The organism is Brevibacterium yomogidense (genome assembly GCF_016107685.1).
GTDB lineage: Bacteria > Actinomycetota > Actinomycetes > Actinomycetales > Brevibacteriaceae > Brevibacterium > Brevibacterium yomogidense.
On sequence record NZ_JABASY010000003.1, the window covers coordinates 89,319 to 103,721 of the forward strand.

The 14,403-nt window shown below is 69.5% G+C and carries 11 protein-coding genes; 4 read left to right on the forward strand and 7 right to left on the reverse strand.

The features are described from left to right. Positions 1-4: 4 nt before the first annotated feature. The 3 genes from ispG to dxr all read right to left on the reverse strand — a co-directional run bounded on the left by ispG (position 5) and on the right by dxr (position 3,999). Positions 5-1,153 (reverse strand): flavodoxin-dependent (E)-4-hydroxy-3-methylbut-2-enyl-diphosphate synthase, encoded by a 1,149-nt coding sequence (gene ispG / locus JFC09_RS08880; RefSeq protein ID WP_198393667.1) that lies wholly within the window; start codon positions 1,151-1,153, stop codon positions 5-7. 156 nt (positions 1,154-1,309) lie between these two features. Next, on the reverse strand, positions 1,310-2,713 hold the full coding sequence (locus JFC09_RS08885) for a M50 family metallopeptidase (protein WP_198393668.1): 1,404 nt from the start codon (positions 2,711-2,713) through the stop codon (positions 1,310-1,312). Then, entirely contained in the window at positions 2,710-3,999 is a 1,290-nt protein-coding gene (gene dxr, locus JFC09_RS08890; protein WP_198393669.1) for a 1-deoxy-D-xylulose-5-phosphate reductoisomerase, read from the reverse strand. The genes JFC09_RS08885 and dxr overlap by 4 nt, the downstream gene beginning before the upstream one ends. Positions 4,000-4,102: 103 nt before the next feature. Here dxr and JFC09_RS08895 point away from each other — a divergent pair, with 103 nt between their 5' ends. The 4 genes from JFC09_RS08895 to JFC09_RS08910 all read left to right on the forward strand — a co-directional run bounded on the left by JFC09_RS08895 (position 4,103) and on the right by JFC09_RS08910 (position 9,946). Further along, positions 4,103-5,320 (forward strand): acyl-CoA dehydrogenase family protein, encoded by a 1,218-nt coding sequence (locus tag JFC09_RS08895; RefSeq protein ID WP_198393670.1) that lies wholly within the window; start codon positions 4,103-4,105, stop codon positions 5,318-5,320. 528 nt (positions 5,321-5,848) lie between these two features. After that, positions 5,849-7,495, forward strand: coding sequence for a long-chain-fatty-acid--CoA ligase (locus JFC09_RS08900; RefSeq protein WP_198393671.1), 1,647 nt, complete (start codon positions 5,849-5,851; stop codon positions 7,493-7,495). Between the two features lie 37 nt (positions 7,496-7,532). Then, positions 7,533-8,849, forward strand: a complete 1,317-nt coding sequence (locus JFC09_RS08905) for an alpha/beta fold hydrolase (protein WP_198393672.1) — start codon at positions 7,533-7,535, stop codon at positions 8,847-8,849. Then, complete coding sequence (locus JFC09_RS08910) at positions 8,846-9,946, forward strand: dihydrodipicolinate synthase family protein (protein ID WP_332839713.1); 1,101 nt, start codon at positions 8,846-8,848, stop codon at positions 9,944-9,946. Before JFC09_RS08905 ends, JFC09_RS08910 begins: the two co-directional genes overlap by 4 nt. A gap of 146 nt (positions 9,947-10,092) precedes the next feature. Here the strand turns inward: JFC09_RS08910 and JFC09_RS08915 are convergent, their stop codons facing one another. From JFC09_RS08915 to JFC09_RS08930, 4 genes are all read right to left on the reverse strand, one after another. Next, positions 10,093-10,869 (reverse strand): hypothetical protein, encoded by a 777-nt coding sequence (locus tag JFC09_RS08915; RefSeq protein WP_198393673.1) that lies wholly within the window; start codon positions 10,867-10,869, stop codon positions 10,093-10,095. Between the two features lie 2 nt (positions 10,870-10,871). Beyond that, the gene (locus JFC09_RS08920) at positions 10,872-11,429 is read right to left on the reverse strand and encodes a DivIVA domain-containing protein (RefSeq protein ID WP_198393674.1); all 558 of its coding nucleotides are present in this window, start codon (positions 11,427-11,429) and stop codon (positions 10,872-10,874) included. Positions 11,430-11,499: 70 nt separating this feature from the next. Beyond that, positions 11,500-12,888 (reverse strand): 23S rRNA (adenine(2503)-C(2))-methyltransferase RlmN, encoded by a 1,389-nt coding sequence (gene rlmN / locus JFC09_RS08925; protein WP_198393675.1) that lies wholly within the window; start codon positions 12,886-12,888, stop codon positions 11,500-11,502. Positions 12,889-12,960: 72 nt separating this feature from the next. Beyond that, positions 12,961-14,400, reverse strand: a complete 1,440-nt coding sequence (locus tag JFC09_RS08930; RefSeq protein ID WP_332839714.1) for a phosphatidate cytidylyltransferase — start codon at positions 14,398-14,400, stop codon at positions 12,961-12,963. Positions 14,401-14,403 lie beyond the last annotated feature (3 nt).

Here is a 14,403-nt window from a genome sequence, read left to right on the forward strand (position 1 = left end):
GCAGTCATCCGACGACGACTTCCGCGCCGCCCTGGGGCAGGCCGTTCTCGTCCGCGATCCGCATCGCCTCTTCGATGAGCGTTTCGACGATCGCGGACTCCGGCACCGTCTTGATGACCTCGCCCTTGACGAAGATCTGTCCCTTGCCGTTGCCGCTCGCCACACCCAGATCCGCCTCGCGGGCTTCGCCCGGCCCGTTCACGACGCATCCCATGACGGCGACGCGCAGTGGGACTTCGAGCCCTTCCAGACCAGCGGTCACCCGGTCGGCGAGCGTGTACACGTCCACCTGGGCCCTGCCGCACGACGGGCACGACACGATCTCGAGCTTGCGGGGTCGCAGGTTGAGGGATTCGAGGATCTGGTTGCCCACCTTGATCTCCTCCACGGGAGGGGCGGACAGCGAGACGCGGATGGTGTCGCCGATCCCCCGGCTCAGCAGCGCGCCGAACGCGGTCGCGGACTTCACGGTCCCCTGGAAGGCGGGACCCGCTTCCGTCACGCCCAGGTGCAGCGGCCAGTCACCCTTCTCCGCGAGCAGCTCGTACGCCCGGACCATCACGACCGGATCGTTGTGCTTGACGGAGATCTTGAAGTCGGAGAACCCGTGCTCCTCGAACAGCGATGCTTCCCACACGGCCGATTCGACGAGTGCTTCCGGCGTCGCCTTGCCGTACTTCTCCATGATCCGCTTGTCGAGCGAACCGGCATTCACCCCGATGCGGATGGAGACCCCGGCGGCTGCTGCCTCCTTCGCGATCTCCTTCACCTGATCGTCGAACTTGCGGATGTTGCCCGGGTTCACGCGGACGGCGGCACAGCCGGCCTCGATCGCCCTGTACACGTACTTGGGCTGGAAGTGGATGTCCGCGATGACAGGGATCTGCGATTTCTGCGCGATCGACGGCAGCGATTCCGCGTCTTCGGCCGCTGGGCAGGCCACCCGGACGATGTCGCAGCCCGCGGCGGTGAGCTCTGCGATCTGCTGCAGCGTCCCGTTGACGTCGGTCGTCTTGGTGGTCGTCATCGACTGCACGGACACCGGGTGGTCCGATCCGACACCGACCTTGCCCACCGCGATCTGCCGGGTCTTCCGGCGAGGCGCCAGAACGGGCGGTGGGGGCGCAGGCATTCCCAGATTCACTGAGGTCACAGGTGTGGTTCCCTTCGATGAGGACCGGTCCGAACGATGCCACCATGCTACTCCGGAGCCTGGGGAAACTCCTGGAAACGGACGGTGAAGCGACGCAGGGGTCGATGAGCGGGGCGGGGCACAGGGCGCTGGGTGGGGCCGCGCACGGGCCCGGGGCTAGGCGCCGAACAGCCGCACCGGCTTGACGATGTCGACGTAGAGGAGCAGCGCCGTCATCACGAGGAAGCAGGCGACGACGACGTAGGTGAGCGGCAGGAGCCGTGCGGTGTCGAAGGGGCCCACGATGCCCCGCCCCCTCCACCGGCTGACCGTCCTTCTAGCCCCCTCGTAGAGCGCCACGGCGATGTGCCCACCGTCCAGTGGGAGCAGCGGCACCATGTTGAAGGCGAAGAGGAAGAGGTTGAGGGAGGCGAAGAGTCCGATGCCGGTCTGCGCCTTGTCCAGCATGTCGACGGTGACGACATCGCCGTTCGCGGTCTCCACTTCGTCGGTCGAGGCGATCTCGCCGGCGACCCGGCCCACACCGACCATCCCCATGGGGCCATTAGGATCGCGGGGCTCGTCCGTGAACGCGACGCGGGAGATGTCCACGAGCTTCTGCGGCAGGGTGGCGAGCGCGTGGAACGTGTTGCCGACCGCCGCCCCGGCCTCCGCGGGGAACTGTGTCACCGGGATCGGCTCGTATCCCTGGGTGGGGCCCACGCCGAAGAATCCGGCCGGCTCCGTCTCCGGCGTGCCGTCGTCGCGCATGATCGGTTCGTTGTCCGCGTCGAGGGCGGGACGCTCGGTCTCGATGATGGGAACGTCGAGCGTGCGCTCCTCCCCGTCCCGTTCGATCATGACGGGGACGGTCTGTCCGGCCGCGTCGCGGATGAGCCCTGACATGGTGTCCCAGTTCGTCGCGGGTTCCCCGTCGATCGCGAGGATCGTGTCTCCGGGGTCGATGCCCATCTCCCAGGCCGGCGTGAGCTGATCGCCCGGCTGGCATTCGGCCTGTTCCTCCGCGGTGCGCTCAGCTGCGACGGCTGCGGGTACGGCGCATTCGACGACCGTCTGCACAGTGGTCGTGGGGGCGGGTGCGCCGATCCCCACGAGGCTGACGGCGAGCGCGAGGATGCCCAGGACCAGATTGACGCAGGGGCCACCGAACATGACGGTGAGTCGCTTGGGCACGCTGAGCGCATAGAAGGCGCGGTCCTCCTCCCCCGGTTCGAGCTCCTCGTTCGAGAACGCGCGGGCGTCCTCCATCGCACCGGCGAACAGCCGGGGCCTGCGCACCGCACGGCGGCGGCCCCCACCCACTCGCGTGTTGGAGGCGTCCTCCGGCGGGTACATGCCGGGCATCGCGATGAAACCGCCCAGGGGCAGCGCCTTGACGCCGTAGACGGTCTCACCGCGGCGGGTCGACCAGAGGGTGGGGCCGAACCCGATCATGTACCGGGTGACCTTCACACCGAAGCGCTTGGCGGGGACGAGGTGGCCCAGTTCGTGCAGGGCGATCGAGGCGGAGATCCCGACGAGGAAGAGGACGATCCCGACCGTGTAGAGGACTGCGGTCATGGGGTGGGCACCTCGGCGATCCAGTCACGTGCGAAGGTGCGTGCCGCGCCGTCCGCGGCGAGCACGGCATCCCGGGTGAGAGGTCCAGTCTCCGGCATGCCCGCCGTCGGGGGCGTTGTCCCCGTCTTCGAGGCCCCCGTCCCCCTCGTCGGGGTCGTCGTCCCCCGCGTCGAGTGGGCCGCCAGTGCGGCGGCGATCCCGTCCGCGATCCCGGTGAAGGGGATGCGGCGGGCGTGGAAGGCGTCGACCAGCTCTTCGTTCGCGGCGTTGTAGACCGCCGGTGCGGTGCCGCCGCGACGTCCCGCCTCCACGGCCAGCCCCAAGGCGGGGAACGCCGTGTGGTCCACGGGCTCGAACGTCCACGTGCTCGCGGCGGTCCAGTCGTTCGCCGCGGCGCCGGAGGCGATCCGCTCGCCGGCTCCCAGCGCGTAGGCGATGGGCAGGCGCATGTCCGGGGGCGACACCTGGGCGATCGTCGACCCGTCGGTGAACTCGACCATCGAGTGGACCTGGCTCTGCGGGTGGACGACGACCTCGATCCTCTCGAGCGGGACGCCGAACAGCAGGTGCGCCTCGATGACCTCGAGCCCCTTGTTGACGAGGCTCGCGGAGTTCGTCGTGATGACCCGGCCCATGTCCCACGTGGGGTGGGCGAGCGCCTGCTCCGGTGTGACCGTCTGCAGCTGTGCGCGGGTGTACCCGCGGAAGGGCCCGCCGGAGGCGGTGACGATGAGCTTGCCGACCTCGTCCGCCCGGCCGGATCGCAGTGCCTGGGCAATCGCGGAGTGCTCGCTGTCGACCGGGATGAGCTCCGCGCCCGAGGCCGCGGCCGCACCCAGCACCACCTCGCCGCCGATGATGAGGGACTCCTTGTTGGCGAGTGCGGTGTCCGTGCCCGCCTCCAGCGCTGCGAGCGTGACGTCGAGCCCGACTGCGCCGGTCACCGCGTTGAGGACGACGTCGGTCGGCAGAGCGGCGATATGGGCGGGGGCACCGGGTCCCAGCTCGATGACCTCGACCGGGTCCGGCTTGCCCTGCCGTGCGGCTTCCGCGGCGAGCGCGGCGCGGACGGTGGCCACCGCCTCGGCGTCGGTGCCCTCCGGTGGGTGCGCCAGGCCGATCGCGGGGACGGAGAACTCCACGGCCTGCGCGGCAAGATCCGTGAGGTTCGCCCCCGCAGCGAGGCCGCGCACACGGAAACGGTCCCGGTGTCGCCGGATCACGTCGCGGGTCTGGGTGCCGACCGAGCCTGTGGCTCCGATTACACTGAGGTCACGTACATTCACAGTCCACGATCATCGCATCCGTTCCTCGGAAATCGGTGACCGTGAGACCCATTGCGCCGGCCGCCCCGCGGTTCGGCGCAGTCTTCGAAGGGAGCGACGCCTGATGGCAGTCACCAAGGGGAACGTATCCACGCCGGACGAGATCCTGCAGATCGACCAGGTCTTCGAGAAGGAGGATCTCGAATGGGCGGGTGTCGTCCGGAAGTGGCTCGACGAGCACGTCCGCGACAACATCGGCGACTGGTATCTGGAAGGCACGATCCCCGCCCGCGAACTCGCGGAGGGCCTGGGCGAGCTGGGTGTGCTCGGCATGCACCTCGACGGCTACGAGTGCGCCGGCTCCACCGCGACCCAGTACGGACTGGCGTGCCGCGAGCTCGAAGCGGTCGACTCCGGTCTGCGCTCCCTCGTGAGCGTGCAGGGCTCGCTCGCGATGTGGTCCATCCACCACTGGGGCTCCGAGGAGCAGAAGCAGGAATGGCTGCCGCAGATGGCCGCCGGCAAGGCGATCGGCTGCTTCGGCCTCACGGAACCGGACGTGGGCTCCGACCCCGCCGGCATGAAGACCCGAGCGACCCGCGACGGATCCGACTGGATCCTGAACGGCGCGAAGATGTGGATCACGAACTCCCCCGTGTCCGACGTCATGGTCGTATGGGCGAAGACGGACGAGGTCAACGAGAAGACGGGTGAGAAGGGTGTGGTCCGCGGATTCGTCGTCCCGACGAACACCCCCGGAGTGGAGACGCCGGAGGTCCAGCGCAAGCTGTCGCTGCGCGCGTCGATCACCGGCGAGATCGTGCTCGACAACGTCCGCCTGCCGGAATCGGCGATGCTGCCGAAGGCCTCCGGGCTCAAGGGGCCGCTGTCCGCGCTGTCGGAGGCCCGCTACGGCATCATCTTCGGTGTGACCGGCTCGGCACGCGACTCCCTCGAGCAGGCACTCGAGTACACGGGCACCCGCATCCAGTTCGACCGCCCCCTGTCGTCGTTCCAGATCTCGCAGCAGAAGCTCGCGAAGGCGCTGGGACAGTACTCGTCGATCACCCTGACCGCGGCTCACCTGGGCCGTCTCAAGGACTCCCCCGCCGGAGTGCGTCCGGAGCAGATCAGCCTGGGCAAGATGGTGAACGTCGACACCGCGATGAACATCGCCCGCGACCTGCGCGCCCTGTTCGGCGGATCCGGCATCACGAGCGAATACTCGCCGCTGCGCCACGCCATCAACCTCGAGACCGTGCTCACCTACGAGGGCACCCACGAGGTCCACCAGCTCACACTGGGCCGGGCACTCACCGGCATCAACGCATTCGCTAACTGACGAGGAGGGGCTGGCGAGGAGGGGGCTGCTGGCCCCCGGCGGTCAACTGGCACCCGGGGGGTCGGACGGCGGACAGTAGCCGCGTACCCGGCGGGCGGTCGGCGGCCCGGTCGGCCTCAGCCGCTCACACCGGAGCGCTCACCCGAGCGGTCACCTCAGCGGTCACCTCAGCGGTCACCTCAGCGGCCCATGGACCGCCGCATCACCGCGAGTGAGTCCGAATCGGCCCCGAATCTCCAGGTTCGGGGCCGATTCGCACTCACTCGATCTCAGCCCACCCCACCGGACCCACCCCACCGGACTCACCCCACCGGATCTCAGCCCACCTCACCGGAGCCCTGTTCACGGACGGCGACGATGTGGATCGCCCTGTACGAACTCCTGCAGCCGCGCACGCCTCCGACGCTCCGCCGTCTGAAGCCGGTGCGCTTCGTGGGGTACAGATCACCGACGTGCCGAATACCGGTTAGGATTCCCGCGAAGCAGGGCGCGCCGGTCGTGCGCGCCGCACTGGACGTAAGGACGCTCATGGAGACCTGGAAGACCGCTCTCACCCCTCTGTCATTCCTCGCCCGGTCGGCTGCGGTGTATCCGGACACCCCCGCACTCGTCTACGGCGACGACACGTGGACGTTCGCCCAGCTGCACGAGGCCGTCGAACAGCGGGCCCGTGCGCTGCGCGCCGCCGGCGTCCAGCCAGGGGACCGGGTCGCGTACATGATGCCGAACCTCCCGGAGATGCTCATCGCGCAGTTCGCGGTACCGCTCATCGACGCCGTGCTCGTCTCGATCAACACCCGGCTCGCCCCGGAGGAGGTCCGCTACATCTGCGACCATTCCGGCGCGAAGGTGCTCGTCCTCGACACGGTCCACTGGCCGGACGTCACCCAGGTCGCGGCGGAGCTGGAGTCGGTGCAGACGATCGTCCTCGCCGAGGACGCGCTCCACACGGACCAGCCGGCAGGGCGCGCGAATCCGGCGGGCACCCGCGTCGTCCCGCTCCCGGAGCTCCTCGCAGGAGCGGACCAGGACACCGACGACCTCGTCTGGGCGGTCGCCGACGAGGACCAGACCCTGTCGATCAACTACACGTCCGGCACGACCGGGAAGCCCAAGGGCGTCATGTACTCGCACCGGGGTGCCTACCTCAACGCGCTGTCGGAGATCGTCCATTCGGGGTTCGGCAAGCGCTCCGTCTACCTGTGGACGCTGCCCATGTTCCACTGCAGCGGCTGGTGCACCGGGTGGGCGCTCGTCGCCGCCGGCGGGCTGCAGGTGTGCCTGCGCGAGGTCCGCGGGACCGTCATCTGGGATCTCATCGACCGCCACGGGATCACCCACCTCAACGGCGCCCCGACAGTCGTCACGACCATCATGAACGCGCCGGAGGCCCACGACCTCGACCACCGACTCGTCATCACCACGGCGGCGGCACCGCCCAGCCCCACGATGCTGTCGCGCATGGCGGACATGGGATTCGAGATCGTCCACGTGTACGGCCTCACGGAAACCTACGGGCCGTACACGGTCTGCGAATGGCAGGATGCGTGGGCTGACCTGGACGGCACCACCCGCTCCGCGAAACTCGCACGGCAGGGCGTCGGCATGCTCACGGCCGAACGCGCCCGCGTCGTCCGCACCGACACCGACGGCGACGATCTGGTCGACGTGCCCGCGGACGGGAAGACTATGGGTGAGGTCGTCATGCGAGGCAACAACGTCATGAAGGGCTACTACAACGACCACGCGGCGACCGCGAAGGCGTTCGCGGGCGGCTGGTTCCACTCCGGCGACCTGGGTGTCATGCACCCCGACGGGTACATCGAGCTGCGAGACCGCGCGAAGGACGTCGTCGTGTCCGGCGGCGAGAACATCTCCACGATCGAGGTCGAGCAGGCGATCGCCGCGCACGCCGACGTGGAGGACGTCGCCGTCGTCGGCGTCCCCGACGACCGCTGGGGTGAGCGGCCCAAGGCGTTCGTCGTCCTGGTCGACGGGGCCACCGCGACGGAGGAGACGCTCACGGACTTCCTGCGCGATCGGCTCGCCCGCTACAAGACGCCGCGGCTCTTCGAATTCCTCCCGGCGCTGCCCAAGACGTCGACGGGGAAGATCCAGAAGTTCTCCCTGCGGGAGAAGGAGTGGGAAGGGCAGGAGTCCCGCATCCAGGGCTGAGGCCCGAACTCCGCAGGGCGGGAGTAGGCTGAGGCGCATGTCGAACGACCTCCTCTACGACCTGCCGGGCCTCCACGTCCGGGACGTGACCCTCGATGTGCCGCTGGACCGGGCTGACCCCACACGCGCGAAGATCGAGGTGTTCGCCCGCGTCGTCACCGCACATGGTGGTGGCGACCGCCCGTACGCCGTCTACCTGCAGGGCGGTCCCGGTGTGGAGGCTCCGCGCCCGTCGCTGGAGCCGGTGTCCCCGTCGTGGCTGCCGCGCGTCCTCGAGGACTACCAGCTGATCCTGCTGGACCAGCGCGGGACGGGCCGGTCCACGCCGGTGGGGCTCGACACGCCGGCACCGGGCCTCCGGGAGCCTGGCATCGACCCCACCGCGCCCGAGGCGCCCACGACGCTGCGCACCGCGTCCGCCGCCGCAGCCGCGGAGTTCCTCACACACTTCCGTGCCGATGCGATCGTCGAGGACGGCCTCGCGGTGCTGGCCCACCTGGGCGGGGACACCGTCACCCCGATCGGGCAGTCGTTCGGCGGGTTCACGACGCTCCACTGGATGTCGGTCCGCCCGGAGACCCTGGCGGGAGCGATCATCACGGGTGGTCTGCCCGCGGTGGGCCGCTCACCGGACGAGGTCTACGCGCAGACGTGGGACATCATGCGTCGGAAGTCACTCGCCTTCTACGCGAGGTTCCCCGGCGACCGCGCGCGAATGGAGCAGCTCGCGGTGCTCGCTGCGGACAGTGAGATCCGCCTGCCGAACGGCGACGCGGTCTCGCCCGCCCGGCTGCGGACGGTCGGCCACCGGCTTGGCGCGACGGGCGGAGCCGAGCAGCTGCACTGGCTCCTGCACCTGGACCACCGCAGCCCGGCGTTCCAGCACGATCTCGCCGCCGCGATGCCCTACGGCGGCCGCAATCCCCTCTACGCGGTCATCCACGAATCGTCGATGGCCGACGGCCATGCCACACGGTGGGCCGCTGAACGCACGATGCCGGACGACGTCCGCGCGGACCCGACCCTGCTGGGCGGTGAGCACGTCCATTCCGGCCTCTTCGACGAGGACTCCGTCCTGGCGCCCTGGAAGGAGATCGCCCACGCGGTCGCAGCACACCCGTGGCCGTCCCTCTACAGTCGGGGGGCCCTGGCCGAGGTCCGGGTGCCGGCCGCCGCGATCGTCTACTTCGACGACGCCTACGTACCGACCGAATTCTCGCTCGAGACCGCCGGACTTGTCCCCACCCTCACCCCCTGGGTGACGAACGAGTGGGAGCACAACGGCATCCGCGCCTCCGGCACGGAGGTCGTCGATCGGCTCATCGGGCTGGTGACGGGCGGGAGACTCGCATGAGCGGCGACGCTCAGGGGTACGGGCGCCTGAACGGAGAAGGCGGCACGAGCGCGAACAGCCCCACGCACGTGAACGATCCGATGAGCACGAACAACCCCTCGAACGCCCCGGCCTGCCGGCCTGTGAGCTCCTGCGACGTCGAGGCGGAGCAGGAGTGGATGCGCGCGCAGGCCACACAGTTCGCCCCGAGCCAGTGGATGCGGGGCCTCACGGCATTCCCCCTCACCCCTCTCACGGGCGACCGGATCGACGAGATCGCGCTCATCCGCCTGGTGAGCCGGCTGGTCGAGGCCGCCGTCGATTCGATCGCAGTCCTCGGGTCGACGGGGTCGTACGCGTACCTCGACAGGTCCGAGCGCCGCCGTGTCGTGCACACCGCTGTGCAGCACGCTCGCGGGATCCCCGTCATCGCAGGTGTCGGTGCGCTGCGCACCTCCCAGGTGCTCGCGTGCGCCGACGACGCCCAGCGGGCCGGTGCGAGCGCTCTCCTGCTCGCCCCGGTGAGCTACCAGCCCCTCACGGAGGACGAGGTCTTCACCCTCTTCCAGACGGTCGACGCAGCGACGGATCTGCCGATCATCGTGTACGACAACCCCGGCACGACGCACTTCGAGTTCTCGCTCGAGCTGTACGGCCGCCTGGCCGCACTGCCTCGCGTCTCCGCCGTGAAGATCCCACCCGTCCCGCTGGACGCGGACGATCCTGCCGGCACCAGCGCGGCGAGGGCACACGTCGCAGCGATCCGGGAGGCCGTCGGTCCTGAGACTCTCATCGCCGTCTCCGGGGATCCCACGGCCGCAGCGGGGCTGCTCGCCGGCTGCGACGCCTGGCATTCGGTGGTCGGAGGTGTCCTGCCCGGGCAGGCTATGCAGCTCACCCGTGCGGCACAATCCGGCGACGCCGAGGCCGCACTCAGGGCTTCGGACGCGCTCCATCCGCTCTGGGACCTCTACGCGTCCGCCGGTGGGAGTGTCCGTGTCGTCGCTGCGGCGGCTGAGGTACTGGGCGTCGTCGCGCCCCACTGCCTGCCGCTGCCTGTGAAGGGTCTCTCACCAGAGGACCGCGAACAGCTCGCGCAGTACCTCGCCACGCTCTGACCCCGCCAGGCGCACAGCCGAGGACTCTGGGCCCCGGGAGTCGACTCTTCAGGACGGGCGCGCCTGAACCTCCGGGTCAGCCCACTCACGTGAGACGTCGGGTCACAGGTGAGAAGTAGGGTCAGCCGAGGTCGGGAGTGATCGAGTCAGCCGAGTTGGTGGTCGCTGCTGGTATCAGCGTCCACGGTCATGAGGAGGTCCGCGAGATGTCCCGCGGCGTCCGCCAGGGTGAGGGTCGTCCCGTTCACCACGAGTGCGGGGCGCTGCGCGTCGCGCGGGCGTGAAGCCGCCGGCTGTATGCGCGAGTCCCGGACCAGACGGTCGAGGTCGCGGGACTGCCCGCCCCCTTCGACTGCGATGCCTTCGAAGTGGGAGCGCACGCTCCGCACCGCCGTGCGGATCGCGGAATCGGCGCTCTCCGCTGTGCTCTCACCGTCCCGGTGCGGGCGGATCGTGAGCGTCTCCGCATCAGCGTCGGCGTCGGCGGCATCTGTGGGAGATGCACGCTCAGTCGTGTCACCGGAGCGCGGCGTCGCGTCGGAGTCCACGGCTGCCTCGTCGTCGACCAGGACACCGATCCGCACACCCGCGAGCACCGCGAACGCCCGCACGTGAGTCGGCAGATCCCCGCTGACGATGAGCCGGGACGCCCCGTCAGCACCGAGGACACGCAGCACTCCCCCGAGCTTCGCAGCACGGTCCAGGACGTCCGCCCGGCTGAAGGTCTGCGGCACCGACAGCGCCTCGACGAGCCGCGGGTCCTCGACCGGGCGGCCATCGATCGTCGGAGTGTCCGGAGCGGGTGCCGCGAGGATCACGTCGTCGGCCCCGCCGAGCGCCACGGGACGATCGAGCAGGTCGTACGTCGGGTCGAGCCGCTGCAGGTCCGACGACTCCACCGCTGCTCTCTGCTTGTCTGTCACCGTCAGTCCACACTCGCCATCACTTCGACGACCCGGTCGATGAACGCATCGACCTGGTCCTCGCTGTACGCCGCATCGCCCTTGCGCGTCCGGAACAGCACCCGGCGCACCTCGTCGACGCTCATCGCCTGTCCCTGAGTGAAGTATCCGTGGATGCGGTCGCAGAGGTCGTCGACCTCAGCGACGTCGTAGCCGATGTCGCCCTTCTCCGCCCGGGTGAAGCGCTCTCCCGCAGGGCGTTCGAGACGTCCCCGCAGCGAGCCCGCGGCACGCGTGAGCTCCTTGATCCAGGCCTCGTTGCCCGACCGGGCCACCATGCGGTCACGGGCCTGCTTCGCGAAGGCGTCCTCGAGACGGTCCAGCGCGGCGTCGACGACTCCCACGTGGTAGCCCTTCCGGACGAGATCGAACCCCACCGTGCGGACCGCACGCGCGTCGAGGTCACCCGGCTGGGGCGTCTCCCGATTGAACGATTCGCGCGCCCGCCGGAAGAAGCTGTCGACCTGGGCCGGATCGTAGCCGGATTTCCAGCCCGTCATCCGCGGAAAGTTGGTGTCCATCCCTCTCCTTCAGTCTCCTCAGTCAATCCGTGCCGATGGGCGCGGGCAGTCGTGCCGGTCGGGGTCGTGTCTAGTCGGTGGGGTCTGCGGCGTCCTGCTGCGAGGTCGCCAGCTGTCCACACGCACCGTCGATGTCCTTGCCGCGGGTGTCACGGATCGTCGTGGGCACGCCGGCATCCCTCAGGACGCGGACGAACTCCGCCGCGACTTCCGGTTCGGAGGCCGTCCATACCGAGCCCGGCGTGGGGTTCAGCGGAATCGGGTTGACATGCACCCATCCGCGCCCACGGGCGTTCAGCTTCTTCGCGAGCAGTCCCGCTCTCCACGCGTGATCGTTCATGTCCTTGATGAGCGCGTACTCGATGCTCACACGCCGGCCGGTCTTCGCGAAGTAGGCGTATGCCGCGTCGAGGGCCTCATCGGCCTTCCATCGGGTGTTCACGGGGATCATCTCGTTGCGCAGTCCGTCGTCCGGAGCGTGCAGCGACAGGGCGAAGGTGACGGGGATGTCCTCCATCGCGAGCTTGTTGATGCCGGGCACCAGTCCCACCGTCGACACCGTGATCCGACGCGGGGACATCCCCAGACCGGAGGGTCCCGGTTCCACGAAGCGACGGACCGCGTTCATGACGCGCTTGTAGTTGGCGAGCGGCTCGCCCATGCCCATGAACACGATGTTCGTCACGCGTTCTGCGGAACCGGGGGCGCCCGTCGACGCGGAGGCGGTCGGGGTGGGGGCCGTCGGCCGGGTGCCGGTCGGCCGGGGTGCGTCTGCGGCCTCGGCGCCGGATTCGTCGCCCACGCCCGCGGCGGTCTCGCCCAGGAGGTTGCGGTCCTCGCCCGAGGTGTCTGCCAGCTGCCCGTCCGCGATCACCTGGTTCGCCCGGACGACCTGATCGACGATCTCCGCCGTGGACATGTTCCGGGTGAGCCCCTGCTGGCCGGTCGCGCAGAACGGACAGTTCATCCCGCAGCCGCACTGCGAGGACACGCACAGCGTGATGCGGTTGCGGTACCGCATGAGGACGGATTCGACGAGCGAGCCGTCGAACAGGCGCCACAGGAACTTGATGGTGTCGCCGTTGCCGGTGCGCAGCCGGTGCACTTCTGTCAGCAGCGACGGGAAGAACCTCTCCTGCAGCTGCGGTCGGACGTCCTTCGGCAGATCCGTCATCGCGTCGACGTCCGAAGTGTGGTGCACGAAGTAGTGGGTCGAGAGCTGCTTCGCACGGAATGCGGGCAGTCCCATCTCCTTCACCGCGTCGATCCGCTCGTCCATCGACATGTCCGCCAGATGCTGCGGCGGCTGCGAGACACGCGGCCCGCGGAAGTCGAGGAGGGGTCGCCCGCCGCGTGTGGGCGTGGCCGACGTCGTCCCGTCTTCGTGTTCGACAATGGGACGAACCTGCTTCCGCGGGGAGGTTCGCCTGGGGACCGAGGAGGGGGCTGTCTCAGACATATGCGTCGATTATCTCATGGTTGCGGGGATCCCACAGGGAACGTGCCCTGTCTCTCACCTGGGAGGGGCCCGTCAGCCGACGAAGCCGGGCAGGAAACTGAAGAGGATGAGCACCACGGGGGCGGTGGGCAGGATCGAATCGAGGCGGTCCATGATCCCCCCGTGGCCGGGCAGCAGCGAGCCCATGTCCTTGAGGTCGAGGTCCCGCTTGATCATCGATTCGGAGAAGTCGCCCAGCGTGGCGAACGCCGGGATGAGCACACCCAGCACGACGCCCGTCCACATCGGCGCGTCGAACGCCCAGATCGCCATGCAGACGCCCACAGCGGTCGACATCAGGGCTGATCCGGCGTATCCCTCCCACGACTTCTTGGGCGAGATCTTCGGTGCGATGGGGTGCTTCCCGAAGAGGACCCCCGCGATGTACCCGCCGATGTCACTGCCGACGACGAGTGCGAGGAAGCAGATGACCAGGAGGTTGCCGCTGTCCAGCGTGAGCAGGTACACGATCAGACTGGCGGTGAGGCCCACATAGGTGAGCGCGAAGAGGCTCAGGCAGACGTCCTTCACCGCATTCCCGGTGCGCCGCTCCAGCAGTGCGAAGAGCAGGACCGCGCCCGCTCCTGCCGTGAAGGCGACCCAGAGCGCCTCCCGCCCACCCAGGTAGGTGGCGATGATCATGCACGCACTCGCCGCGATGACGGGGACACGGGACACGTGCGCACCGGACCGCGACAGGGCGTTCGCGAGCTCCCACATCGCGAGCCCGACACCCACCAGCGCGATGAGGACGAAGGACGGCGGGTAGAAGATCAGCGAGGCCAGCACCGAGCCGCCCAGGACGGAGCCCACACCGATCGCGGCGGGCAGGTTCCGTCCGGCCTTGCCGTAGTCCTTCTGGTCACCGCTGTCCGCCGCCTGCTTCCGCAGATGTCGACGCGGCGGCGGGGTGACGAAGCCGTGGCCGATCGGGATCCCCGCAGTCGGCGGCCCCTGCACCGTGGACGAGCCGGACGCCGAGGCCCCCACGTCTGCCAGCGCGGGTTCGTCGGCCGAGGCCGGCGCAGTTCCGGAGGCCGACCCGCCAGCCGAGGCCGCCACGTCTGCCGGCGCCAGTGGAGCCTGCGAGTCCGGCTCGATTGCCGCTGCCGCCTCTCCCGGGGAGACCGCGGGCATCGGCGGGACGGTCGGCACAGCGTGCGCGGCGTCTGATTCCGTCATCGGCTCGGCGTCCTCGGTCGGTGCAGCTGCGGCGTCCCCTTCGGGCACGGGGCCCTTCCGCACGTCCGGCGTCGGAGCGGTGTCCGTCACCGGGGCCGCGGTCGCTGCCGCGTCCGGGCTCGCAGGAGCATCCTGTCCGTCATCGCGTGCGGCGAAGGCGCGTCGCAGGACCTCGTCCTGCGACAGCGGTCCCTCACCGCGTGCTTCCGCTTCCTCCGTGATGCGCCGCAGCTCGCGGCGCGTGGGAAGCGGAGTGTCGCCGCTGGGCGCGGCGTCGCTCGAATCTGCCACGTG